At 46.0% G+C, this 22,475-nt stretch carries 24 protein-coding genes; 19 read left to right on the forward strand and 5 right to left on the reverse strand.

Features of this window, described 5'->3' with window-relative positions:
- Position 1: 1 nt before the first annotated feature.
- The 9 genes from AB8599_RS07425 to ttcA all read left to right on the forward strand — a co-directional run bounded on the left by AB8599_RS07425 (position 2) and on the right by ttcA (position 7,995).
- Positions 2-175, forward strand: a complete 174-nt coding sequence (locus tag AB8599_RS07425) for a cbb3-type cytochrome oxidase subunit 3 (protein WP_407333105.1) — start codon at positions 2-4, stop codon at positions 173-175.
- Positions 172-1,140 carry a cytochrome-c oxidase, cbb3-type subunit III gene (gene ccoP / locus AB8599_RS07430; RefSeq protein ID WP_407333106.1) on the forward strand — a complete coding sequence of 323 codons (969 nt, stop codon included), beginning with the start codon at positions 172-174 and terminating at the stop codon, positions 1,138-1,140. Before AB8599_RS07425 ends, ccoP begins: the two co-directional genes overlap by 4 nt.
- A 76-nt stretch (positions 1,141-1,216) precedes the next feature.
- Positions 1,217-1,708, forward strand: a complete 492-nt coding sequence (locus tag AB8599_RS07435) for a FixH family protein (RefSeq protein WP_407333107.1) — start codon at positions 1,217-1,219, stop codon at positions 1,706-1,708.
- Positions 1,705-4,098: a heavy metal translocating P-type ATPase gene (locus tag AB8599_RS07440; protein ID WP_407333108.1), complete on the forward strand. Its 2,394-nt coding sequence runs from the start codon at positions 1,705-1,707 to the stop codon at positions 4,096-4,098. The genes AB8599_RS07435 and AB8599_RS07440 overlap by 4 nt, the downstream gene beginning before the upstream one ends.
- Before the next feature lie 2 nt (positions 4,099-4,100).
- On the forward strand, positions 4,101-4,301 hold the full coding sequence (gene ccoS, locus AB8599_RS07445) for a cbb3-type cytochrome oxidase assembly protein CcoS (RefSeq protein ID WP_407333109.1): 201 nt from the start codon (positions 4,101-4,103) through the stop codon (positions 4,299-4,301).
- Positions 4,301-4,972, forward strand: coding sequence for a sulfite exporter TauE/SafE family protein (locus AB8599_RS07450; RefSeq protein WP_407333110.1), 672 nt, complete (start codon positions 4,301-4,303; stop codon positions 4,970-4,972). The genes ccoS and AB8599_RS07450 overlap by 1 nt, the downstream gene beginning before the upstream one ends.
- Before the next feature lie 66 nt (positions 4,973-5,038).
- On the forward strand, positions 5,039-5,782 hold the full coding sequence (locus AB8599_RS07455; protein WP_407333111.1) for an FNR family transcription factor: 744 nt from the start codon (positions 5,039-5,041) through the stop codon (positions 5,780-5,782).
- A 142-nt stretch (positions 5,783-5,924) separates the two neighbouring features.
- Entirely contained in the window at positions 5,925-6,875 is a 951-nt protein-coding gene (uspE, locus tag AB8599_RS07460) for a universal stress protein UspE (protein ID WP_407333112.1), read from the forward strand.
- Between the two features lie 193 nt (positions 6,876-7,068).
- Positions 7,069-7,995: a tRNA 2-thiocytidine(32) synthetase TtcA gene (ttcA, locus tag AB8599_RS07465; RefSeq protein ID WP_407333113.1), complete on the forward strand. Its 927-nt coding sequence runs from the start codon at positions 7,069-7,071 to the stop codon at positions 7,993-7,995.
- 130 nt (positions 7,996-8,125) lie between these two features.
- On the opposite strand, the gene AB8599_RS07470 is transcribed toward ttcA, so the two are convergent.
- From AB8599_RS07470 to AB8599_RS07480, 3 genes are read right to left on the reverse strand one after another with little or no spacing between them, the layout of a single operon-like run.
- On the reverse strand, positions 8,126-8,770 hold the full coding sequence (locus tag AB8599_RS07470; protein ID WP_407333114.1) for a DUF2987 domain-containing protein: 645 nt from the start codon (positions 8,768-8,770) through the stop codon (positions 8,126-8,128).
- A complete protein-coding gene (locus AB8599_RS07475) occupies positions 8,767-9,543 on the reverse strand; it encodes a glucosaminidase domain-containing protein (protein WP_407333115.1) in 777 nt (258 codons plus the stop codon). The genes AB8599_RS07470 and AB8599_RS07475 overlap by 4 nt, the downstream gene beginning before the upstream one ends.
- Positions 9,544-10,350 carry a hypothetical protein gene (locus AB8599_RS07480; protein WP_407333116.1) on the reverse strand — a complete coding sequence of 269 codons (807 nt, stop codon included), beginning with the start codon at positions 10,348-10,350 and terminating at the stop codon, positions 9,544-9,546.
- A gap of 359 nt (positions 10,351-10,709) precedes the next feature.
- Here AB8599_RS07480 and potA point away from each other — a divergent pair, with 359 nt between their 5' ends.
- The 4 genes from potA to AB8599_RS07500 all read left to right on the forward strand — a co-directional run bounded on the left by potA (position 10,710) and on the right by AB8599_RS07500 (position 14,591).
- A complete protein-coding gene (gene potA / locus AB8599_RS07485; protein ID WP_407333196.1) occupies positions 10,710-11,807 on the forward strand; it encodes a spermidine/putrescine ABC transporter ATP-binding protein PotA in 1,098 nt (365 codons plus the stop codon).
- A complete protein-coding gene (potB, locus tag AB8599_RS07490) occupies positions 11,794-12,648 on the forward strand; it encodes a spermidine/putrescine ABC transporter permease PotB (RefSeq protein ID WP_407333117.1) in 855 nt (284 codons plus the stop codon). The genes potA and potB overlap by 14 nt, the downstream gene beginning before the upstream one ends.
- A complete protein-coding gene (gene potC, locus AB8599_RS07495) occupies positions 12,645-13,415 on the forward strand; it encodes a spermidine/putrescine ABC transporter permease PotC (RefSeq protein WP_407333118.1) in 771 nt (256 codons plus the stop codon). Before potB ends, potC begins: the two co-directional genes overlap by 4 nt.
- Before the next feature lie 132 nt (positions 13,416-13,547).
- Positions 13,548-14,591: an extracellular solute-binding protein gene (locus AB8599_RS07500; protein WP_407333119.1), complete on the forward strand. Its 1,044-nt coding sequence runs from the start codon at positions 13,548-13,550 to the stop codon at positions 14,589-14,591.
- Between the two features lie 123 nt (positions 14,592-14,714).
- Here AB8599_RS07500 and cobB read toward each other — a convergent pair whose 3' ends face one another.
- A complete protein-coding gene (gene cobB, locus AB8599_RS07505; protein ID WP_407333120.1) occupies positions 14,715-15,434 on the reverse strand; it encodes a Sir2 family NAD+-dependent deacetylase in 720 nt (239 codons plus the stop codon).
- Between the two features lie 240 nt (positions 15,435-15,674).
- On the opposite strand from cobB, the gene AB8599_RS07510 reads away from it, so the two are divergent.
- The 6 genes from AB8599_RS07510 to AB8599_RS07535 all read left to right on the forward strand — a co-directional run bounded on the left by AB8599_RS07510 (position 15,675) and on the right by AB8599_RS07535 (position 21,311).
- Complete coding sequence (locus AB8599_RS07510; protein WP_407333121.1) at positions 15,675-16,865, forward strand: hypothetical protein; 1,191 nt, start codon at positions 15,675-15,677, stop codon at positions 16,863-16,865.
- Between the two features lies 1 nt (position 16,866).
- Positions 16,867-17,301 (forward strand): hypothetical protein, encoded by a 435-nt coding sequence (locus AB8599_RS07515; RefSeq protein ID WP_407333122.1) that lies wholly within the window; start codon positions 16,867-16,869, stop codon positions 17,299-17,301.
- On the forward strand, positions 17,285-18,913 hold the full coding sequence (locus AB8599_RS07520) for a diguanylate cyclase (protein ID WP_407333123.1): 1,629 nt from the start codon (positions 17,285-17,287) through the stop codon (positions 18,911-18,913). The genes AB8599_RS07515 and AB8599_RS07520 overlap by 17 nt, the downstream gene beginning before the upstream one ends.
- Positions 18,914-19,011: 98 nt before the next feature.
- On the forward strand, positions 19,012-19,461 hold the full coding sequence (locus tag AB8599_RS07525; protein WP_407333124.1) for an NUDIX domain-containing protein: 450 nt from the start codon (positions 19,012-19,014) through the stop codon (positions 19,459-19,461).
- 139 nt (positions 19,462-19,600) lie between these two features.
- A complete protein-coding gene (locus AB8599_RS07530) occupies positions 19,601-20,320 on the forward strand; it encodes a DUF3581 family protein (protein ID WP_407333125.1) in 720 nt (239 codons plus the stop codon).
- 166 nt (positions 20,321-20,486) lie between these two features.
- Positions 20,487-21,311: an HDOD domain-containing protein gene (locus AB8599_RS07535; RefSeq protein ID WP_407333126.1), complete on the forward strand. Its 825-nt coding sequence runs from the start codon at positions 20,487-20,489 to the stop codon at positions 21,309-21,311.
- A gap of 161 nt (positions 21,312-21,472) precedes the next feature.
- On the opposite strand, the gene AB8599_RS07540 is transcribed toward AB8599_RS07535, so the two are convergent.
- On the reverse strand, positions 21,473-22,378 hold the full coding sequence (locus AB8599_RS07540) for a LysR family transcriptional regulator (protein WP_407333127.1): 906 nt from the start codon (positions 22,376-22,378) through the stop codon (positions 21,473-21,475).
- Between the last annotated feature and the right edge of the window lie 97 nt (positions 22,379-22,475).

The following is a 22,475-nucleotide window of genomic DNA, read 5'->3' on the forward strand; positions in this document are numbered from 1 at the left end:
TATGGAAATTGTATCGTTCCACAGTATCTGGACACTTGTGATTTTTGTGTGCTTCATTGTGATCACGCTTTGGGCCTACAGCAGCCGTCGCAAAACGGAATTTGACGAAGCTGCAAACCTTGTCTTCGCTGACGAGGAAAAAGGTCTTAAAAAGACAGGAGAAGATAACAAATGACAACATTTTGGAGTCTATTCATCACTGTCATTGTCGTCGCTACGCTAGTGGGTTGCGCTGCACTTATTATTTGGTGTGGTAAAGACCTTAAAGGAATTGCTGACGGTGAAGATATGGGTCACGAATACGATGGTATTCGTGAACTAAACAACCCGCTACCGAAATGGTGGTCCTACATGTTCTGGGCAACCATCGTATTTGGTGTGGTTTACTTGGCTCTATATCCGGGCTTGGGGAACTATAAAGGGTTGTTTGGTTGGCAGAGTTCTGCACAGGACGTCAATAACATCGAAGAATCTCGCGATCTATTGGCGAATAGCCAAGGGATTGATCAGTATGCGCGTGAGCTATCAGCTGCAAACGCCGTGTTTGGTGAAACGTTCCGTAAACTGGCTTACAAACCAGGTTCGGATGAGCTTCTCGAAATTACTGAAATTGCCAAGAACCCTGAAGCCGTTAAGGTTGGTCAACGTTTGTTCATTCAGAACTGCGCACAATGCCATGGTTCTGATGCTCGCGGTCAATCAGGCTTCCCTAACCTAACTGACAGTGCATGGCTGTATGGCGGCGAACCTGAAACCATTAAGGCTACCCTTCTGCACGGTCGTGTCGGCAACATGCCTGCATGGTTGGCTGCATTTGGTGAAGATGGCGTTTCTGAAGTTTCTGCTTATGCGCTGAGCCTTTCAGGTCGTAAGGTCAACGCTGAAGAAGCGGCGAAAGGTAAAGCACGTTTCGTTGTTTGTGCAGCTTGTCACGGCACTGACGGTAAAGGTAACCCAGCATTTGGTGCACCTGACCTGACTGATAACGTATGGTTGTTTGGTGGCTCACGTAAAGCCGTTGAAGAAACCATCCGATATGGTCGTCAAGGGGTAATGCCAGCATGGAAAGACATTTTGGACGAAGATAAGATCCAACTGCTTTCTGCTTATGTTTGGCAGCTAGGTAACCCACAAAATTAATAACATGTTGTTATTGTTAAGCCCTCGCTTGCGGGGGCTTTTTTACCCAAGAACATTGTAAAAACAGGAAAGCGATATGAACAAACCATGGTATAAGCAGTTTTGGCCTTGGTTCCTGATTGCCTTGCCCGGCAGCGTCGTCGTTGCTAGCTTATTCACGTTTACACTCTTCAGTAAAAATCAGGTTTCTCTCGTCGCAGAAGACTACTACAAAGAGGGAAAAGGGATTAACCAAGACCTCTCGCGTCTTCGTCAAGCAGATGCGTTATCGCTGTCTGCACTCCTAACACTTTCCGATGAAAACGCCATTGTTACCCTAAACAAAGGCGAATTGACTCAGTTCCCAACAATCAAAGTGACATTTCAACACCGCACTCTCGCAGACAAAGACATAGAGCAAATGGTAAATGCAGACCAAAATGGTCGTTATCGCCTCGCCCTTGTCGAGCCATTGGAAGGGCCTTGGTATGTTGAAATTAATGCATTTGATGGTAGCTGGGCACTGAATGGCCGCGCTAACTTCCCATCTTCCGACCCAGTTAAGTTGTATGGTCAGAGCAAGGAATGACAAAAGATTGTTATCACTGTGGAGAGCCAGTGCTTACTGGCGACTCTTATAACGTAGAGATTCAGGGCGTAAACCGTACAATGTGTTGCCCTGGCTGTGAAGCCGTTGCCAACACCATCGTCGCGAATGGCCTGACCTCTTACTACGAATATCGCACCGCTCCAGCAGAAAAAGCCAACCTGATTCCTGACGAACTTCAATCACTCAGCCTTTACGACAATGAAGACGTACAGCAAGAATTTGTCCGTCATGAAAACGGGATTGATGAGGTTGTACTTTCTGTCGATGGAGTCTCGTGTGCAGCATGTGCTTGGTTGATTGAAAAACAAATTAGCGCACAAGAAGGCGTTTCTCGCATTCAGGTCAATACAACCACGAATCGCGCCACGTTACGCTGGGATCCGTCCAAAGCAAAGTTAAGTACCCTTCTTATTAAAATTCATGCACTTGGTTATAAAGCAGCGCCGTTTGAAGCCGACAATCAAGAAGCACAATATCATCGCACCATGAAGCAATACCTCTACAAACTAGGTGTTGCAGGATTGGCAACCATGCAGGTGATGATGCTGGCGATTGCCATGTACTTTGAAGTATTTGGCGATATGGACGAGTCATTTCGTAACTATTTTCGCTGGGTTAGCCTCATTTTTGCCACGCCCGTTCTTCTCTATTCCGCCATGCCATTTTACATCAATGCTTGGCGCAATCTAAAAGCAAGAACGTTAGGCATGGATGTTCCTGTCTCCATCGCTTTGTTGTTCGCCTACTTTGCCAGTTTGTACGCGACAGTGACCGGCACTGGCGAAGTCTTTTTCGAGTCTATCGCCATGTTTACGTTCTTCCTGCTGATAGGGCGATTTCTGGAGATGCGTGCGCGCAGGACAGCGGCGGCCGCGAGTGCAAACCTACTTAAACTTATTCCGCGTCTGGCAACATTGGATTCTGGCGAACAAATCCCAGCAAAATCTCTCACCGTTGGCCATATCGTTCGTGTTCTCCCTGGTGAACCCTTCCCTGCTGATGGCATCATTGTTGAAGGTATTACAACCGTTGACGAGTCCATGCTGACTGGCGAATCCATGCCTGAGTCTCGAAAGGTCAATGAGAACGTGTTTGCTGGCACACTCAACATTGATGGCAATGTGAATGTTGAAGTCACGGCAGAGAAAAAAGATTCTCTGATTGCCCATATCGTTCAGCTACAAGATGCCGCGCAACTTGCTAAGCCTCGTGTTGCAGAAATCGCAGACATTGTTGCGCGCTACTTTGTCGCTGTCATTTTGATTATTTCGGCATTGACCTGGTGGTACTGGCAGAGTCATCGTCCTGAAGATGCTTTCTGGATTATGTTGTCTGTATTGGTTGCAACGTGCCCGTGTGCGCTTTCTCTCGCCACACCGACAGCATTAACCTGTTCTACTTCTACGTTTGGTAAACTCGGTATTTTGCTTCGTCGTGGTCATGTATTTGAAACGCTGACCAAGATCAATCGCGTGATCATCGACAAAACCGGGACGCTCACCGAGGGCAACGTGACACTCGCTGATACCGCCATTTATAACGGTATAGAAAAGAGCGAAGCACTAGCCATCGCAGCTGCCCTTGAATCCTATGCCAATCACCCTATCGCCGATGCCTTTAAACATATTGAACCGGCCGCAGGTGTAACACAGGTTGAAAATGTTATTGGTGAAGGCTTACGAGGTACTTATCAGGCACAAGAATGGCGGATTGGTAAGCCCGAATTTGCGCTGAATAATCTTAGTGATGCAGAAGCAAACAGCCATCAAGTATGGCTAGCTTGCGATGGCGACAAAGTTGCGTCATTCCAACTGGTCGACCCTATTCGCAAAAGCAGTCAAACCTTGATCAATAAGTTCCACGAAGCGGGTATCGCTGTCACCATGCTAACGGGCGACAATTCGATGACCGCAACGGCCGTTGCCAATAAACTGGGGATTGATGAGCTGGTTTCGGGAGTGTCTCCACAAGGGAAGCTTGATTACCTCAAATCACTGCCAGACGATCAGATCACCATCATGATTGGCGATGGTGTCAATGATGCCCCCGTGCTTGCAGGGGCGCACCTTTCCGTTGCGATGGGTGGTGGGACAGATGTGGCGAAAGCATCTGCGGATATGGTGCTTCTTGGTGACGATTTGACTAAGCTGCTTGATGCTCGTCATCTTGCCGCTTTTACTCAAAAAATCATTCGTCAGAATTTAGCTTGGGCGTTAGGCTACAACCTTGTCATTCTCCCCCTTGCTGTGATGGGATTTGTCGCACCCTATGTCGCAGTGGCGGGTATGTCAGGCAGTTCTGTTATTGTGGTAACGAATTCTTTGCGTCTGTTTAAGAAAGACCTCATCGAAAGATTCAAGGACAAGTAGCCATGGAAAGTCTTTATATCCTTATCCCCATTGCCATCATGCTTGTTTGTGTGGCGGTCGGTGTCTTCATTTGGGCAGTTAAATCCGAACAGTTTGAAGACCTTGAGCGTCAGGGCATGAATATTCTTCTTGATGATGACGAAAAACTGCCCCCTGAAGCCAAAACAAAGACTGAAACGACGGAGAGAAGTGAAGAGAAGTAATGCCAATCACTGATCTTATTGCGTCCTTCACGGTTGGGCTTTTGGGTGCGGGGCACTGTCTTGGAATGTGCGGCGGCGTGGCGGCCGCTGTTTCATTCGGAACGCCTTCCCATCAAAACAAGTTACCCTACTTGCTTTTCTACAATGGTGGCCGGCTTTTATCCTATGGCATTATTGGTGCTATTGGCGGTGGTATTGTTTCGGGTATCGTCGGTGTTAGTCAGGTTACCCAAAGCTTGATCTGGCTGCGACTGGCTGCTGCCATCATGATGATTTTGCTCGCGTTGTACATTGGCCAATTCTGGAATGGTTTGTCTTACATTGAGCGTTTAGGCAAAGGATTGTGGCGCCATATTTCCCCGCTAACATCAAAACTGCTTCCATTAAAATCGCCATTGGCGGCGTTACCGTTTGGCATGGTTTGGGGGTGGTTGCCCTGCGGACTTGTCTATTCAGCGCTCAGTTGGGCCGCCGTATCAGGAAATGCGTTTCATGGTTTATTGATAATGCTCGCATTTGGTTTGGGTACCCTGCCCGCAATGCTATTTGTTGGCACCTCTGCGGAGTCATTAAAGAAGTTACTTAACAACATGATTTTTCGAAGGTTCTCATCTCTAATACTGCTAATGTACGGAATAGTTACCGCTTATTCTGTATACAATCAGTTGTAGTAAGGGTCGATTTATCATGGGAAAGTGGTAAAATATTGACTCAAATCAATTTGGCTAAGCAGGCTCATGATTCAAGACAAGATTATCACTAAACGAGTTCAATCAGGCGGATGCGCTATCCACTGTCAGGACTGTAGTATCAGTCAACTTTGCATCCCTTTCACCTTGAATGAAAGTGAGCTAAATCAGCTTGACCAAATTATTGAACGTAAAAAGCCAATTCAGAAAGGTCAGCCTCTTTTTCAGGCCGGTGACCCTCTTCGCTCTCTGTATGCTATCCGTTCAGGCACGATCAAAAGTTACACCATTACTGAACAAGGGGACGAGCAAATCACGGCTTTCCATCTTGCCGGTGACCTTGTTGGTTTTGATGCCATTAACCATATGTCTCACCCAAGTTTTGCCCAAGCGCTTGAAACGTCAATGGTGTGCGAAATTCCATTTGAAATTCTTGATGACCTGTCGGGTAAAATGCCTAAGCTTCGCCAGCAAATCATGCGTTTGATGAGTAGCGAGATAAAAGGTGATCAGGAAATGATCCTGCTTTTATCTAAGAAAAATGCAGAAGAACGTTTGGCTGCATTCTTATATAGCTTGTCTACCCGCTTCTCTCAGCGGGGTTTCTCTGCGAAGGAGTTCCGTTTGACGATGACACGTGGCGATATCGGCAATTACCTTGGTCTAACTGTTGAAACGATCAGCCGTTTACTTGGCCGCTTCCAGAAAAGTGAAATGCTCAGTGTTAAAGGAAAGTACATTACTGTTCTTGATCATGACGAATTGAGCCGCCTTGCAGGCATCAGTAAGTAACTCATACTGACAAATTGACTGAATACCAAATGGCGCTATACGCGCCATTTCTCTTTTTTTACTTTTATCTCTCTGAATTTATCGCACCTTCCACCAAGATTGCGTTACATTAAAGTATCGCATCACTAAGTTGGAGGTTGTTATGAACAGGTATACCAACTTGCTCGTGGCTATCGATCCCGACCACGAAGAACAGCCCGCAATCTCGCGCGCGCTGGACATCGCAAGAAAATCTACAGCAGATGTATCCATCACTCTCTTTCTTGCCATATACGACTTTTCCTATGAAATGACGTCGATGCTCTCGTCAGAAGAGCGCCAGGCAATGCGAACTGGTGTGCTTCGCCAGCGCGAAGAGTGGGTTGCCTCATTGGTCGCTCAGCACAACACTGAGAACATCAACATTACCACTCATGTAGTTTGGCATAACCGCCCTTACGAAAGCATGATTGCGCAAGTTTTTGATAGCAACCATGACTTGCTGGTCAAAACAACTCACGAACACGACAAGCTAGGCTCTGTCATCTTCACGCCCACTGACTGGCACTTACTGCGCAAATGTCCTTGCCCCGTTTTGTTGGTGAAAGAGCATGGTTGGCCAGAGAATGGAAAAATCCTGACGGCAGTTAATGTGTCCTCTGAGAATGAAACTCACATTCCTCTGAACGACAAGTTAATCGATGAGGCCAAAGCCATGGCCAAGTTGCTCTCCGCTGAGGTGAATCTTGTTAACGCTTACCCAGCAACGCCTGTCAACGTGACGATTGAACTCCCTGAGTTCGACCCTGCGTCATATACTGATGCAGTGCGTGGGCATCATTTGCTTGAAATGAAGGCATTGCGCCAAAAGCACGCCATCGACGAAGCGCAAACCTTCTGTCAGGAAGGATTGCCGGAAGATGTCATCCCTGCAGTTGCCAAAGAATTAGATGCGGAGCTTGTCATTTTGGGTACCACGGGTCGTGTCGGATTGTCCGCCATCTTTATTGGAAATACCGCAGAGCACACGATTGATCAACTCAATTGCGACGTCCTCGCTATCAAACCTGATGGGTATGTCAGCCCATTAGCCCCAAACTTATCTGAGGCGTAACGCGTTACTCTGTTACTGACAAGCGCCTTCGGGCGCTTTCTTTTCTCATCATGCTGGCATCCTGTCCCGAAATCCGTATCATACGCGCCAAACCTTCGCATTGAACATTGACGAATTGGGCTTTTGCCCACGACTAGTTTCCATTCGCCTGTTCAATGGCGCAGAGAAATTTCAGAGGCACTCAGTAATTACCATGTCAAATCCAGAACTCACTAAATCACAAAAGTACAACCAGAATAAGCTAAACAAGCGTCTTCGCAGACATGTAGGTCAAGCCATTGCTGACTTCAATATGATCGAAGAAGGCGACCGTATTATGGTTTGTCTCAGTGGTGGCAAAGACAGCTACACCATGCTCGAAATCTTGCAGAACTTGCAAAGAAGCGCACCGGTATCATTTGAACTGATCGCTGTGAACCTTGATCAGAAACAACCGGGTTTCCCTGAGCATGTGTTGCCAGCCTATCTTGATAATCTGGGTGTGGAATACAAAATCGTAGAAGAAGATACCTACGCGATCGTGAAAGACAAAGTGCCTGAAGGTAAAACCACCTGCTCCCTTTGTTCTCGTCTTCGCCGTGGTATTTTGTATCGCACAGCTAAAGAGTTGGGCGCAACAAAGATCGCGCTTGGTCATCACCGTGATGACATTCTAGAAACATTGTTCTTGAACATGTTCTACGGCGGCAAGCTAAAAGGTATGCCACCAAAGCTGGTGTCAGATAATGGCGAACACGTGGTGATTCGTCCTTTGGCTTATTGCCGCGAAAAAGACATTGAGCGTTATGCGCAAACTGCCGAGTTCCCAATTATTCCGTGCAACTTGTGTGGTTCTCAGCCAAACATGCAACGTCAAGTCGTTAAAGAAATGCTGCGCGACTGGGATCGCCGCTTTCCTGGCCGTATCGAGACCATGTTTACTGCAATGCAGAACGTGGTTCCTTCACACCTTGCCGACTTTGAATTGTTTGATTTCAAAAATGTTGATCAGCATTCCGGTGTTATTAATGGCGGCGACACGGCATTTGATAAAGAGCAATTTACCGATGTTGCCCCATCGCAAGATGATGTGATTGAGGTTGATCCTGCTCTGGCACTCAACGTTGTTCAGGTCAGTTAATCCCTGAGCTTGCAAAACGTTTCATGTGTGCAAAGTGTGCAAACGATAAAATTAACAAAGCCCGCGAATGCGGGCTTTGTTTTTTCACTAGGTCGACTTGTCAAAAGCTAAGCCGCTAAACAAAACGATATTAGCTCTGTGGAATCCAAGGTGTGATTTTAATAGGCTGCTGGCTAAACAAGATACGCTCTCCCTCTTGTAAGTCGTTGAGGCGAACCACGGCCACTTTATCCTCAACATCAATCACTCGACCTTTGCTGGTCGATAGTGAAGATTGTGGTTGTGAAAAATGCACAGACACGCCCTGAACGTCAGGCATAAACCATGTCGAGAACATACCGCCCAAATCCTGCATCATTGCTGTCATTTGGGGCACAAGTACATTGACGTCCTTGTCTGACATCTCACGCACAAACGCATTTTTTGCCATCACTTGGAATGAAACATCACAAACTGCGTCCCCTTCTGTTTCAATAAACACATCAGGGTTTACTCTGCGCAGATTGCTATCAATAGGCAATGGAAGTTCTTGCGATGCGGGTATGACAAACTCCTCATAGTTCTTCTTCTTTGTCATCCACGCTTTTGTGATAGTGCAAACCTCGCCAGTTTGAGGTTTCACCATAAAATAACCCACTTTCACATCAGGGTGATCTTCACTGTTGTTATGTTTTAGCTGGGTAAATAACTTGCTGTAACTAAATTCAATCTGCGCTGCACCAACAGGCAGTGAAATTACAGCTGCCATCAGGGCAGCCGTAAATCCTTTGATCATCCTTGACTCCAAAATTCTTCGTTATAACGAATCATGCCTTGTACTTCTTGGACATATGCTTGACCGCGTTCTGAGTAACTTTCCAATCCATTTGCCAACTCAACACCTGTAATTGGCTGATTATTTTTTCTAAGGTCAGCACGAATATCACGTAAATCCGCATAAGCTCGATTGCGATTTACATTAAGAAAATAGGCACGTACGGATTGGAACGTATCTTTAAACACAGCCACTTCGTGTGTTTTGCCTTGGCTACGCGCACTTGGCACCATGCCGCAGCCAGAAGTGTAACACCACTGTCCGAAGTAATTATTCCCCTCACGAGCAAAGCGTGACGTACCCCACCCTGACTCTTTCGCTGCTTGGCTTAGCACCAGATCCGGGGGAAGAATATCAACACGTTTTAGCGCTTCATTGAACCACGCTTTGTCGGGGCCACCATCAGGGATAGGCAGTTTGAACAGATCGCCAACTTTGGTCAGAAACGCCATATCTTCTTGACTGATGTCTTTTGCATTAGACAAATGATTCAATCGCGTTCGGGCGTTTTCTATTAAGCCATTAATGTAGGTCACACCAGGCTTGAGGAATTCTACAAACGCCTTTTTCTTTTCTTCAACGATTTTGTAGTCATCAAAATCAGGCTTCTTCACCATTTCAGGTGGAGGGGAAGCCGGTTGGAGTTGATTTAAACTAGTGATATGGGTTTGGGGAGCGTCGCTACACGCAGAAATAAATAGAGCCGAAGCCAATACAGCATGAGAAAGCTTCATTTACGCGTTGAAAACCTCTTTATTACCGCCGTCAGAAGAATCATCGTCGCCTTCTTGTGACACGGTCACTTCAATACCAACACCGAACATTTCGCGATATAGCACCCCTTTCACGTTAAACATGAACGGCAGCGCAAACAGTAACGCGATCCCTCCTGTCGCATAAGAAAACACAAACAGAATGGCAATGACGATGTAAACCAAGGTCAATGGTATCAGTTTTTTCGTTATCGCTCTAAAGGAAACAATCATGGCTTCCAGCGGCCGAAGACGTTTTTCACAAATCAGAAGAATTGTCATTGAAAACGCGATGCCGAGAAAAATACCAAGCAAAGGAATAATCTGATTCCCCATACTCTGTAACGCAGAGATGAAGCACATCGCCATTGTGACCGCAAGTGCGTACCCCATGCCCTTGATGATATGGCGAGGTTTCGTTCGAAAGCCAATAGCATGGCTTAATCCCATTAAACTGACGCCCGCATACAATGGCGCACTTAGCACTGTTGTTGTGAAGAACGCGATGCGACCAGATGCCAGCAAGTTCTCTGTCATCGGAATTTTCCCCATCAGCGCATCGAACAATTCCGCTGGTGAGTTCAGCATGATCGACAGTGCGATGAAAAAAATCACGACATTTGCAGCAACAAGCATCAAGGTCGCAGGCATAAATCGCCAGAAATGTTTTTGTGTTAGCTTGAGTGCTTCCTGAACAACACTGGAAGCACTCAGCGTATAATTACCCGTTAGCGCGTTCTCTAAGGTGCCACCAACGTGAAGAGCATTGCTCAATTGTTGTTTATTCATAGCAAAGTAACTTTTGTCTTTAGCCTAAGAAATTTCCGTCTTTATAAAGTTATAGGTGATATTTTTTGAACTCGTCTCAAACTGATGTATTTTTAGGCACCGAATTAAAGCGCTATACTACTCAACGCTTACATCCTGGATTTCGAGATGCACGTCACACACTGTAAATTGGTCGATGTTTCCGCATATCTCGCCTAATACGCAATTATTGGTCAGGATTTTGCCAGTAAAATACAAAAAAACGCTTTAACTTCATGGTTTGCACGTCTATCATGCGCCGTCTACTTTTTAGGGGAATTTTTTCTAACTAATCGCCCGTGATGTAAGGAGAGAGAGTAGAATTGAACGCGACACAACCAATGAAAAAACCCGTTGTACAACTGAAGGGACTCTGTAAGAGTTTCGATGGTAAAGAGATCATTTCTAACTTTGATCTTGAGATAAACAACGGCGAGTTTTTGACAATCCTGGGTCCGTCCGGTTGTGGCAAGACCACAGTACTTCGTTTGATTGCTGGTCTTGAAGATGCAGACGATGGCCAAATTATCATTGACGGACAAGATGTGACTGCAATCCCCGCAGAACAACGTCACGTCAATACCGTCTTTCAGAGCTATGCGCTTTTCCCACACATGACTGTGTTCGAAAACGTCGCTTTCGGTCTGCGCATGCAGAAAGTTGCCGAAAGTGAAATCGAACCGCGCGTGATGGAAGCCTTGCGTATGGTTCAACTTGAGAAATTCGCTCCTCGCAATCCTCACCAGCTTTCTGGCGGCCAACAGCAACGCGTTGCGATTGCTCGTGCCGTTGTGAATAAGCCAAAAGTGCTGCTTCTTGACGAATCGCTCTCAGCGCTCGATTACAAACTGCGCAAGCAAATGCAAAACGAGCTTAAGCAGCTTCAGCGTAAACTAGGGATCACCTTCATTTTCGTCACACACGATCAAGAAGAAGCGCTCTCGATGTCGGACCGCATTATCGTCATGCAAACTGGCGATGTGGTTCAAGATGGCACCGCGCGTGAAATCTATGAAGAGCCTGCAAACTTGTTCGTTGCTCGCTTCATTGGCGAAATCAATGTCTTTGACGCTCACGTCCTCAATCGTCTTGATGAACAACGCATCACGGCCACTGTTGAAGGGCAAGAATGTCAAGTTTACTGCAAGCTTGAAGTGGTTGCGGGTGACAAAGTTAAAGTCCTACTCCGTCCTGAGGATCTTCGTATTGAAGAAATCAGTGCGACGGAATCTGGCAAAGGCATTGTGGGCTATGTTCGTGAACGTAACTACAAAGGCATGACATTGGATTCAGTTCTTGAACTCGAATCTGGTATGTCTGTCATGGTCAGTGAGTTCTTCAACGAAGATGATCCAGACGTCGACCACTCTTTGGATCAGAAAGTTGCGATCACCTGGGTTGAAAGCTGGGAAGTGGTACTGCCTGATGAAGAAGCTTAATCTCCAAAACGCCATTATTGGCGTCATTGTAGGTTGGTTACTGCTGTTCGTACTGATTCCGAACCTGATGATTATCGTCACCAGTTTCTTAACTCGTGATGATGCAAACCTAATAGAAATGACCTTCACCTTGAGCAACTATGCCAAGCTGATGGACCCTCTCTATGCCAAGGTGGTTTGGCACTCTTTCTACATGGCTGTGATTGCCACCATGTTGTGCCTGTTGATTGGTTATCCATTCGCCTACATCATCGCGCGTATGCCACAAAAGTTGCGTCCATTTATGCTGTTCATGGTCATCGTTCCTTTTTGGACGAATTCCCTGATCCGCACTTACGGTCTGAAAATCTTTTTGGGAACGCGTGGCTTGCTCAATGACGGTCTGCTAACACTGGGTTTAATAGAGAAACCACTTCGCATTATGTACACCGAATATGCGGTTATGATTGGTTTGGTTTATATCCTGCTACCTTTCATGATTTTGCCACTGTACTCAAGCATCGAAAAGCTGGATAACAGCTACTTAGAAGCAGCGAAAGACCTTGGCGCAAGCAAATTTCAAGCGTTTGTTAAAGTCATCTTGCCGCTGACAATGCCTGGCATTATCGCGGGCTGCCTACTTGTATTGCTGCCTGCACTTGGCATGTTCTATGTGTCAGATTTGCTTGGTGGCGCTAAGAATCTGTTAATTGGTAATGTCATCAAAAGCCAAATCTTGAATGTTCGTGATTGGCCGTTTGGTTCAGCCGCGAGTATTTCACTAACGGTGTTGATGGGATTGATGCTGCTTGCCTATTGGCGTGTAAGTAAGCTAATGAACAAGAAGGTGGAGTTGGAATGAGTCGTTTCTTCAAAACCGGCTTCATGTCGTTGGTTTACGCATTCTTATACATTCCTATCGTTATTCTTATCGTTAACTCGTTTAACGAAAGTAAGTTCGGTATCGAATGGAAAGGCTTTACCACCAAGTGGTACACACAACTGTTAAGCAATGACAGCTTGGTGCAGGCTGCTGGCAACTCACTAACCATTGCGGTGTTTTCTGCAACGGCCGCGGCTGTCATTGGCAGCCTGACAGCCGTCGCGCTTTACCGTTACCGTTTTCGTGGCAAGAAGTTTGTTAACGGCATGCTATTTGTGGTCATGATGTCGCCTGACATTGTTATGGCAATCTCACTGCTGGCGCTGTTTGTGTTGATTGGCGCGCAATTGGGCTTCCTTACCCTGCTGCTGTCACATATCACCTTCTGTTTGCCATTTGTGGTGGTGACTGTTTACAGCCGCTTGAATGGGTTTGATCTTCGAATGCTTGAGGCTGCGAAAGATTTGGCCGCAAGCGAGTGGGTTATTTTGACAAAAATCATCCTGCCTCTCGCCGCTCCAGCGGTAGCTGCGGGTTGGTTACTGAGCTTTACCCTTTCATTGGATGACGTGATTGTTAGTTCATTTGTCACTGGGCCAAGTTACGAAATTTTGCCATTAAAGATCTACTCAATGGTCAAAGTTGGCGTATCTCCTGAAGTGAATGCACTTGCAACGCTCATGCTAATCGTATCTCTCGTGCTGGTGATTTGCTCTCAGCTGCTTGCACGCGACAAAGTGCGATAAGCCACTTGAGGGCGAGTAACAAGATTTTCTCTTGTGCTCGCCCTTTCGACTTTCGCATTTTTCAGTCACGGGTGTCGACTTACACCCGTTATTCTAACTAACCAATACCAACGAAAAACACAGGAGTTGTCGATGAAACCCTGGTCTAAGTTTGTGCTGGGAAGCTCTCTAGCCTTCTCTCTTTTCTCAAACGCTGCTGTTTCGGCAGAAAAAGAACTCTATTTCTATAACTGGTCTGAGTATATTCCTACCGAAGTTATTGAAGAATTCACGCAAGAAACTGGTATCAAAGTCATTTACTCAACCTATGAGTCTAATGAAAGCATGTATGCCAAATTAAAAACGCACCCAGATGGCTATGATTTGGTTGTTCCTTCTACGTATTACGTGAAGAAAATGCGTGATGAAGGCATGTTGCAGCCTATCGACAAAACCAAGCTAAGCAACTTCGATGGTTTGGATCCAAACAATCTTAACAAGCCTTTTGACCCAAATAACGAATACTCGATCCCTTATATTTGGGGTGCGACGGGTATCGGTGTAAACACGGATTTCATTGAGAAAGACAGTGTCCACTCGTGGGCAGATCTTTGGAGTCCGGATTACAAAGGCCAGTTATTGATGATGGATGATGCGCGTGAATTCTTCCATATCGCACTGACTAAACTGGGTTTTTCAGCAAATACCACTGATCCAGAAGAAATCAAACAAGCGTACGAAGAACTGAAGAAAATCATGCCGAATGTGCTGGTTTTCAACTCAGACTTCCCCGCCAACCCTTATATGGCGGGTGAAGTTGCACTTGGCATGCTTTGGAATGGCTCCGCGTATATCGCGAGAAGTGAAGGTGCACCCGTAGATATCGTATGGCCCGAAGAAGGTGCGATTTTCTGGATGGATAACCTCGCAATCCCAGCGACAGCGAAAAATGCAGACTCGGCACATAAGATGATCGATTTCCTGCTTCGCCCAGAGATAGCCGCGCGTCTAGCGATTGAAATTGGCTACCCAACGCCAGTGAAAGCAGCTTACCCACTGCTTCCAAAAGCATTTAAAGATGACCCAAGCATTTACCCACCGCAAGATGTGATGGAAAAAGGCGAATGGCAAAGTTCCGTTGGTGAAGCAAACGTGCTTTACGAACAGTACTTCCAGAAACTTAAAGCGGGTCAGTAATAGCATCGTCATACGGTGAATTACCCCATTAATTTGAGGTGTTTTCACATAAAAAAGCGGCTGAAAAGCCGCTTTTTTTATGCGCTATGATCCGTCCTCAAAGGTTGCCACTTTGAGCTCTTGCTACGAATCTTGCAGCGCCAACAGTTCTTCAACCAACTGTGGTACAAGCACACTCGCCTTCCCGTAACGCTTTTCATCGAATTCGCTTTCAACAGCACTCGGTTCAAGATTGACTTCAATGGTCTTTGCCCCGCCAATCGATGCCTCATGAACAAAGCCTGCAGCGGGATAAACAGCACCTGACGTTCCGATAGAAAGAAAAAGATCAGCGCGCATTAGCGCATCATGGATTTTATCCATGGCGATGGGCATCTCACCAAACCAAACAACATGAGGACGCATGGGTGAAGGCATCTGACAGCAATGACAAACGTCATCGATCATAATGTCCCCAGTCCAATCTACCACCTGTTTTGAATAGCTACATCGAGCTTTGAGTAATTCGCCATGCATATGAATCACATGTTCACTGCCAGCTCGCTCATGCAAATTGTCGATGTTCTGAGTAACGATAGTGACATTGCCGTCCAGCTCACGCTCAAGCTTTGCTAGCGCGTCGTGTGCGGGGTTAGGCGCCACACCTGATTGAAGTTGTTTCCTGCGCTGGTTGTAGAAGGTTTGTACCAGCTCTGGGTTTCGAGCAAAGCCCTCTGGCGTTGCGACATCTTCAATATGATGCTCTTCCCACAATCCATCTTGCGCTCGGAATGTGCGAATGCCCGACTCAGCGGAGATCCCCGCGCCTGTCAGTATCACTATGTTTTTGTATGGGAATTGCATGGTGAGCATCCTTTCTCGGTTTGAACTTTAACCTTTATAACATTGTTGAAATAAGCAAAACAGGTTAAGCATGCTAGACCATGGTCGAATCTAAGATGATTTACTGAATTTACACATGAAATCTAATTTTTGTCTTATATTTAATCTGTGAATCATTTTTAATACAGAGATAGGTCATTGCGGCGCTTTAATCCCCTTATATTCGTTACACTTTTCGCATTGCCAGTGGCGCCTGCCGCTATGGCAAGCGAGCGTGTGACTTTCAGTGGGTTTGGTAATGCCAGTTTCATCAAGTCCGGAACAGAAGATTTTGGTTACAAGTACGACTTAAAAAAAGATGCGGAGTACGGCGGATGGTCGTTTGATTCCGGATCTGCATTTGGCCTTCAGATGAATGCAACCTTGACCGACAGCGTTGACTTCGTTGTACAAGGTGTATTGGAAGACCGCATTGAAAATGATTTAAATAAATCTATTTCTTGGGCATTTCTGCGTTATCGCGCTTCGCCCAATGTCACGGTGCGCGTAGGTCGAATCGCGACCCCACTATATATGTTGTCCGAGTACAGAGACGTTGGCTTCGCTTATCTTTGGACGAAACCCGTTGCCGATTTCTATGGTAACATTCCTATCAATACCATTGATGGTGGAGACATCGCGTACACCATTCCTTTAGGGGATGGGATGTTCGAGGCCCGTTTGTTTGGTGGGCAGTCTGAAATCACCATTGAAACTATCACACAAGCCTACGAAGTTGCACTGTCGCCTGTTGTTGGCTCCAAATTGTCCTATTCGATTGACGATTGGCTGTTCTCTGCCGTGGCTTCAACCACAAAAGTGTCTGAAGGTGAGCCATCTTCCGGTGTGATATCGCTGCTTCAACAAGACCCTTCTATTGGTTACATCTGGCCGGATTTGGGGCGTATCATCGATGATTTTAAGTTTGTCGATTCACGCTTCAATTATTATTCGCTAGGCGGTCACTACGAGACTGGCGAATGGAGCCTTCAATCTGAATTGAGCTACACCGACGCAGAATGGCCGTTCTTCCCTGATCTCGTTTCAGGATACATAAGCGGCTCTAAGACATTCAATAACCTCACCGCATACACTTTTTTGTCTAAGGCAAAATCCGTGGGCGATTTTTATGAATTGCCGCCGCCACTCGATCAAGCACTACAAATACCGGCGATCGGCGGCCTGTATGCATCGACAAAAGCACTCATTGATACCCGCGTTATCGACCAAGAGTCATTGGGTATCGGGCTTCGAATTGATCTGAGTTCACAAATCGCACTTAAGGGGCAAATAGAACGAACATGGCTTAATAACGGTCGCGTTGGAGCTTGGCTCACAACAGAGAGAGGCTTAACCGCCACACCTCCTTGCTACATCGACACTTACTCATTCAGCTTAACGTTTGTGTTCTGATATGAAAAGACTTGTATTGGCACTACTTACAACAGCTTGGCTAGCTTGGTCTCACGGAGTCCGTGCGGAGTTGGTAGTGGTTGTCAATGCAGAAAATCCAGTAACCGAACTTTCCTCCCGACAATTGATTGATCTATACATGGGGCGCTTCAACGCTTATCCAGACGGAACGGCGGTATTAACAACCGACTTGCCCGCCGATAACCCACTTCGCGAAGCGTTTTATCGACAATTGGTTGGCAAATCGGTTGCTCAAATTAATGCCTATTGGGCAAGATTACTCTTTACGGGTAAATCTGAACCTCCTTACACCATTTCATCGATTAACGGTGTCACGGACTATGTGAAGAAAAACAAAAATGCCATTGCTTACATCAACGAAGCAGAGCTCTCTACTGGCCTAAAAGTGGTATATCGTTTTGAAGATCCTAAGTAAAAATGTTCACATACGCGTCGCTTCTGGGGTTGCAGGTGGCGCGCTCATTTTCTCGATCATCGCGTCGATTGCATGGTTCTATATCTCTTACCACCAAGAAGTTGATCGCTCTCGCAATCAAATCAAGCAAATTATTATTACTGTCGAGCAAACGGCCTCCATCGCCATGTATTTGGGGAATAAGGAGTTAGCTGAGGAAGTATTGCGAGGGTTAGAAGCCAATGACATCATCTCTGCCGCACGATTAACCAGCCAAGATGGGCTATCGGCATCTTTCGAAGGTGAAGGAGATTTAAAACAAAGCGAAATTGCGGTGATATTCCCCATTCGATCCCCCTTCAATGCAGATGAAATCGTTGGTGATTTACTGATTTACCCTAACCAAACATACATTGAAGACAACGCCATTTCGTTAGCAAAAATTCAAGTCACCGTGCTGTTGCTCTATTCCGTGATTATTGCGTTTCTGACCCTCATTATCGTTAACCGTATCCTCACTGAACCTTTAAAAAACGTCGCCAATCGCTTTCACTTGATCACACCAGGTGACACAACCCGCATTGATGTCCCGATTGGTCACCAAGACAATGAAATCGGTGCGCTGGTTAGTGACATCAACCAATTGCTCGATGCCGTTAACAAACAAATAGACAATGAACGAGACTTGCGATCTCAAACCGAAAATTTATCTAAAAAGTTTCGATTCATTTTTGAGCGCGCGAGTGCTGGCATTGGCTTGATTGACGCCAGCAATCAACTTATCGTGGCGAATCCCGCACTTCTCCGATTACTGGGTCAAACATTCATTGTTGATACCGATCGTTTCTCAAAGACCGATTTTACGGAATTTTTTAACGACCATCAGGTAATTAGTGAATTCATTGAAGATTTTTGGGCTAAGCCGGGCAATCAATTTAGTGCTGTTGATATTCAACTTAAGCACAAGGTTCGGGCCGCCGATCGCTGGGTACATTGCCTGTTTTCAAAAGTGGAAGACATCAATAACCCCGATGACAGTTTGTTAGAAGTGGTGCTGTATGACATTACTGAACGCGCCGAACGTGAACAAAACATCATCTATGAAGCGGAACATGACGCCATCACACAGCTGCTTAATCGCCGAGCAGGTATGGCCAAATTAGAAACGTCTGTCGTTGAAGCCGAAAAGAAAGAGCGTAATTTTGCCATATTGATGATCGACCTAGATGGCTTTAAGTTTGTAAATGACACATATGGCCATGATGCGGGTGACAAGGTCATCATTGAGGTGGCACATCGTATCAAGCAATTTTTCCGAGGCTCAGATGTGGTGGCGCGTTGGGGCGGCGACGAATTCCTTATTGGCTTCTCTTACAACCCTAACTATCAAACCGCCGTGTCGGACATTGCCACAGACCTACAATTCCAAATTTCTCAGCCCATTGAGATTGGCCATGAGCAGACCGCAGGGGTTGGTTCAAGTATCGGGATCAGCCTCTACCCAGACGATGACGTATCTATCAGCGCTCTTATTGAGCAAGCTGATGAAGCCATGTATTACGTGAAAAACAATGGCAAGAATTTCTTTCACTTCTATCAAGCGGAAAAGTCCATCGCTCCTGCAACAAAATAGTCACTATACCTGACCTCCCCCAGTAGATTGAACTTGATCGATAAAACACGCTACTCTGGCCTATCCTTACGTCACTCATTGAATTCAAAGGAAACAGAATGCACCCACTGCGTGTTTCAGTCAGAGCTGTTTGCTATAGGGACAACGCCATTTTACTCGCCGAACATCGAGATGAACGCGGTCTTTGGTATATTTTGCCTGGCGGTGGGGTTCAGCATAACGAAACGCTCGATATAGCCTTTAATCGCGAATTGTTGGAAGAAACCGGCGGCGAAGCAGACATGGGTGACGTGCTGTTTGTGAGAGAGGTGATTGCTGACAAACTCGACACCACATTCTTACCTAAGCACTTGCATCAAATAGAGCTGTTTGTCGAAGCCACTAACTACCGCACGGTGGGATCGCCGTCTGAGCCTGACAAAGACCAAATTGGCGTGGTGTGGATGCCACTGGATAAACTCCCAGAACTGCTGTTCTTTCCAAAATCCATGGTTAAAGCGTTCCAAACACGCTGTTTCGATAAGATTTATCAAGGCCATATCATGTAGTGGATGTTTGCAGAATACTCAGTCACTATTAGCGCTATCAGTGACAGATGTTGTGCTGCAAACTGGCTAGACCATTCTAAGTCAATGACTCAGTTACAATACCAAACAAGATTAACAGTAGAAGCCCACCCTAACGCCCATGCAGTTAAATAATTACTTCAGCCAAAACGACGACCAACTCACTTTTTCTCGTCAACAAGCGAGCCATTTCGCCAAATTAGTCGCGGGAGACTTCAACCCGATTCATGATGAAGACTCAAAGCGATTTTGTGTTCCAGGCGACCTTCTCTTCTCCGTGTTGCTCGCAAAATCCGGGATCAGCCAAAAGATGGACGTGTCGTTTGCAGGAATGATCTCTGACAACATGTCGGTGACTTTCCAAGAAGACGCGCAAGGACATATGGAAGTGCTCGACGCTAACGGCAAGTGTTACCTCACAATGACGCGAGAAGGTGACAATGTTGTCGATGAAAAACTCGCTGCCTGTGTTGCGGAAAACTATGTGAAGTTTTCAGGTATGAACTTTCCACACATCATGGTTCCACTCATGGAAAAAAGCGGCATGATGATCAACCCCGATCGCCCTTTGGTTATCTATGAAAGTATGCAGCTCAATTTCCACCACCTAGACTTTTGCGCCCCTACTGTTGAACTCTCGGACTCTGCCATGGAAGTGAATGGAAAACGCGGGACTGTGACCTTGGCATTTTGCTTTAAAGAAAATGGCCAAGTTATCGGTGAAGGGAAAAAAACAATGGTGTGCAGTGGATTGCGCGAATTTGAACACTCTGCGGTTGATGCGCTTGTCGATAAATTTAACAGCCGTAAGGCTGAGTTCCTTTCAGCCCAGCGCGTTTAATGTAGTCACGTGGAATACGTGCACTTTTAGTTTACGACGAAATGCTTTTTTGGACCCCGAACTATTCGGGGTTTTTCATACCCGTCAATGTCTTACTTATAAATATTCATACCATACTTGCGACCATGTTCTATATTTAATTGACGGTCATAGTTTGGAGCTGAATATGTCAACAGCCAATTTACTTTCTCATATAGACAAACTCCCAAAGATTCCCAAAGTCGTTCAAGAGCTCATGAATCTCGTGAATAGCGACGGCTCTGACATGAATCAAATTTCCACCAAAATTGCACAGGATCAAGTGATAAGCGCCCGTGTTTTGCGATTATCTAATTCGTCACACTTTGGTCGTGGCCGAACCATAGCCTCGGTTGACGATGCCGTTATTCGGCTTGGACTCGGCCCGATCAGAACACTGGTTACTGCTTCTGCGTTAATGAGCTCATTTCCTAAAATTGAAGGGCTTGACCTCAACGCATTTTGGGGCACTACCTTTGAAGTGGCGACCTACTGCAAAGTCATCGCGAAGGAATTGAAAGCCGACCAAAATGAAGCTTTCACCGCTGGTATGTTACACAACATTGGTGACTTGTTGATTTACACCGTTTATCCAGATAAAGCTCAGAAAGCAGAGCTTCATATGGAAGCAGGTAAAACCAAGTGTGAAGCGCAGCAAATCGTGCTCGACACAAATGGCGCAGAGCTAGGCGGTATGCTGGCGAAGAACTGGAAGTTTGCTGACACGCTAGCCAATGCTATCGCTCATCAGTATTCAGCCGTCCAAGGCGATGAGTTCTCTCAACTTGCCGCCATCATCAACCTGTCACGAAAAATTGATGAAAAATGGGGTGAGCTGTCAGACGATGAAGCGAAACAAACTTGGCTCAACCATCAACTTGAATACAGTATGCTCGGGTTAAATCATGATTTGATTGAAATCATTGAGATTAACCGAGGCGTGGGTCGAGACTTAGCCAATTCTCTTGCCTAGATAATACATTTTCCAGCCCACCCCAAAAACCGCCACCTAGGCGGTTTTACTTTTTATTTTCTCTCCAATTTTTCGTTCATTTTCAATGCATCACCTTGGCTGAACGGCCTACAGCCAACAAATTTTCGCTTAAAAGCACATTGATATTTCTTGGGCATAAACTAGAAATAATGTGCCATGGCCAGATAACGTGTGCGAATGTGCTCAATTAGCAAACGTAGTTTCTTGGGAGGATGCCGCGTGTAAGGGTAGATTGCATAGATGCCAAGCTTCTTTGCGACTTGTCGTGGCAGTAAATCTATCAATGTGCCCGCTTGCAGATCGTGATACACCAAGCATTTAGGTACATACACGACACCATGACCGGCCAGCGCAGCCTTTCTTAATGCTCCGGCGTTGTTTGTGGAGAAGTTGCCGCTGACTTTGACTATGCGCTTGTCTTCGGTATTGGGTGCAAAAAATTCCCAATCCCCTTCCCCAGTGGTCTGATAGGTGTAGTGCAAACAATTGTGGTGTATCAGCGCATCCGGAGAAGCGGGTTTACCGTGTTGAGCCACATACTTGGGTGCGGCACACACCAGCCATTGTGAATCAATAATATGGCGCGCAATCAAGCTAGAATCTTCGAGGTACCCCGTACGAATCGCCAAATCGAACCCTTCATCAATCAGATCGACAAATCGGTTGCTCAGTTTGACGTCAATTCTTAAGCCTTGGTGCTGGCTAGCAAATTCAGCAATCGCCTCCGCCAAAAGCAAGTCACCGGATATAGTAGGAACAGAAACGCGCAAATGCCCTTTGATGTCGGAGGAGAGTTGAGTCACAGATTCAGCAACATCTTGATTCAGCTGCGCCATCTGTTTTGCTGTCGGCAACAAGGCTATTCCCGCTTCAGTCAGAGATAGCTTTCGGGTCGTTCGATGCAGCAATTGCACATTCAGATCGTGTTCAAGCCTCTGAATACGCTTGCTAACAACAGAATAAGCAAGACCAAGCCTGTCGGCGGCGAGTTTAAATGAACCCAGATCCGCTACCTGAGAAAACAATATCACATCGTCTGAACGCATCAATTATCCCTAAAATGGAAACAATCAATTTATTTAATGCCATTTATTCATATATGGCAATGGCATATTCTCAATGTCTAATAAATAGACGCACCAT

The sequence above is a fragment of the Enterovibrio litoreus genome, assembly GCF_045679545.1.
GTDB lineage: Bacteria > Pseudomonadota > Gammaproteobacteria > Enterobacterales > Vibrionaceae > Enterovibrio.

Bases quoted from the DNA above. Each gene is read 5' to 3' on its own strand.
- AB8599_RS07425 (WP_407333105.1), top strand. From the start codon at position 2: ATGGAAATTGTATCGTTCCACAGTATCTGGACACTTGTGATTTTTGTG.
- ccoP (WP_407333106.1), top strand. From the start codon at position 172: ATGACAACATTTTGGAGTCTATTCATCACTGTCATTGTCGTCGCTACG.
- AB8599_RS07435 (WP_407333107.1), top strand. From the start codon at position 1,217: ATGAACAAACCATGGTATAAGCAGTTTTGGCCTTGGTTCCTGATTGCC.
- AB8599_RS07440 (WP_407333108.1), top strand. From the start codon at position 1,705: ATGACAAAAGATTGTTATCACTGTGGAGAGCCAGTGCTTACTGGCGAC.
- ccoS (WP_407333109.1), top strand. From the start codon at position 4,101: ATGGAAAGTCTTTATATCCTTATCCCCATTGCCATCATGCTTGTTTGT.
- AB8599_RS07450 (WP_407333110.1), top strand. From the start codon at position 4,301: ATGCCAATCACTGATCTTATTGCGTCCTTCACGGTTGGGCTTTTGGGT.
- AB8599_RS07455 (WP_407333111.1), top strand. From the start codon at position 5,039: ATGATTCAAGACAAGATTATCACTAAACGAGTTCAATCAGGCGGATGC.
- uspE (WP_407333112.1), top strand. From the start codon at position 5,925: ATGAACAGGTATACCAACTTGCTCGTGGCTATCGATCCCGACCACGAA.
- ttcA (WP_407333113.1), top strand. From the start codon at position 7,069: ATGTCAAATCCAGAACTCACTAAATCACAAAAGTACAACCAGAATAAG.
- AB8599_RS07470 (WP_407333114.1), bottom strand. From the start codon at position 8,770: ATGATCAAAGGATTTACGGCTGCCCTGATGGCAGCTGTAATTTCACTG.
- AB8599_RS07475 (WP_407333115.1), bottom strand. From the start codon at position 9,543: ATGAAGCTTTCTCATGCTGTATTGGCTTCGGCTCTATTTATTTCTGCG.
- AB8599_RS07480 (WP_407333116.1), bottom strand. From the start codon at position 10,350: ATGAATAAACAACAATTGAGCAATGCTCTTCACGTTGGTGGCACCTTA.
- potA (WP_407333196.1), top strand. From the start codon at position 10,710: ATGAAAAAACCCGTTGTACAACTGAAGGGACTCTGTAAGAGTTTCGAT.
- potB (WP_407333117.1), top strand. From the start codon at position 11,794: ATGAAGAAGCTTAATCTCCAAAACGCCATTATTGGCGTCATTGTAGGT.
- potC (WP_407333118.1), top strand. From the start codon at position 12,645: ATGAGTCGTTTCTTCAAAACCGGCTTCATGTCGTTGGTTTACGCATTC.
- AB8599_RS07500 (WP_407333119.1), top strand. From the start codon at position 13,548: ATGAAACCCTGGTCTAAGTTTGTGCTGGGAAGCTCTCTAGCCTTCTCT.
- cobB (WP_407333120.1), bottom strand. From the start codon at position 15,434: ATGCAATTCCCATACAAAAACATAGTGATACTGACAGGCGCGGGGATC.
- AB8599_RS07510 (WP_407333121.1), top strand. From the start codon at position 15,675: ATGGCAAGCGAGCGTGTGACTTTCAGTGGGTTTGGTAATGCCAGTTTC.
- AB8599_RS07515 (WP_407333122.1), top strand. From the start codon at position 16,867: ATGAAAAGACTTGTATTGGCACTACTTACAACAGCTTGGCTAGCTTGG.
- AB8599_RS07525 (WP_407333124.1), top strand. From the start codon at position 19,012: ATGCACCCACTGCGTGTTTCAGTCAGAGCTGTTTGCTATAGGGACAAC.
- AB8599_RS07530 (WP_407333125.1), top strand. From the start codon at position 19,601: ATGCAGTTAAATAATTACTTCAGCCAAAACGACGACCAACTCACTTTT.
- AB8599_RS07535 (WP_407333126.1), top strand. From the start codon at position 20,487: ATGTCAACAGCCAATTTACTTTCTCATATAGACAAACTCCCAAAGATT.
- AB8599_RS07540 (WP_407333127.1), bottom strand. From the start codon at position 22,378: ATGCGTTCAGACGATGTGATATTGTTTTCTCAGGTAGCGGATCTGGGT.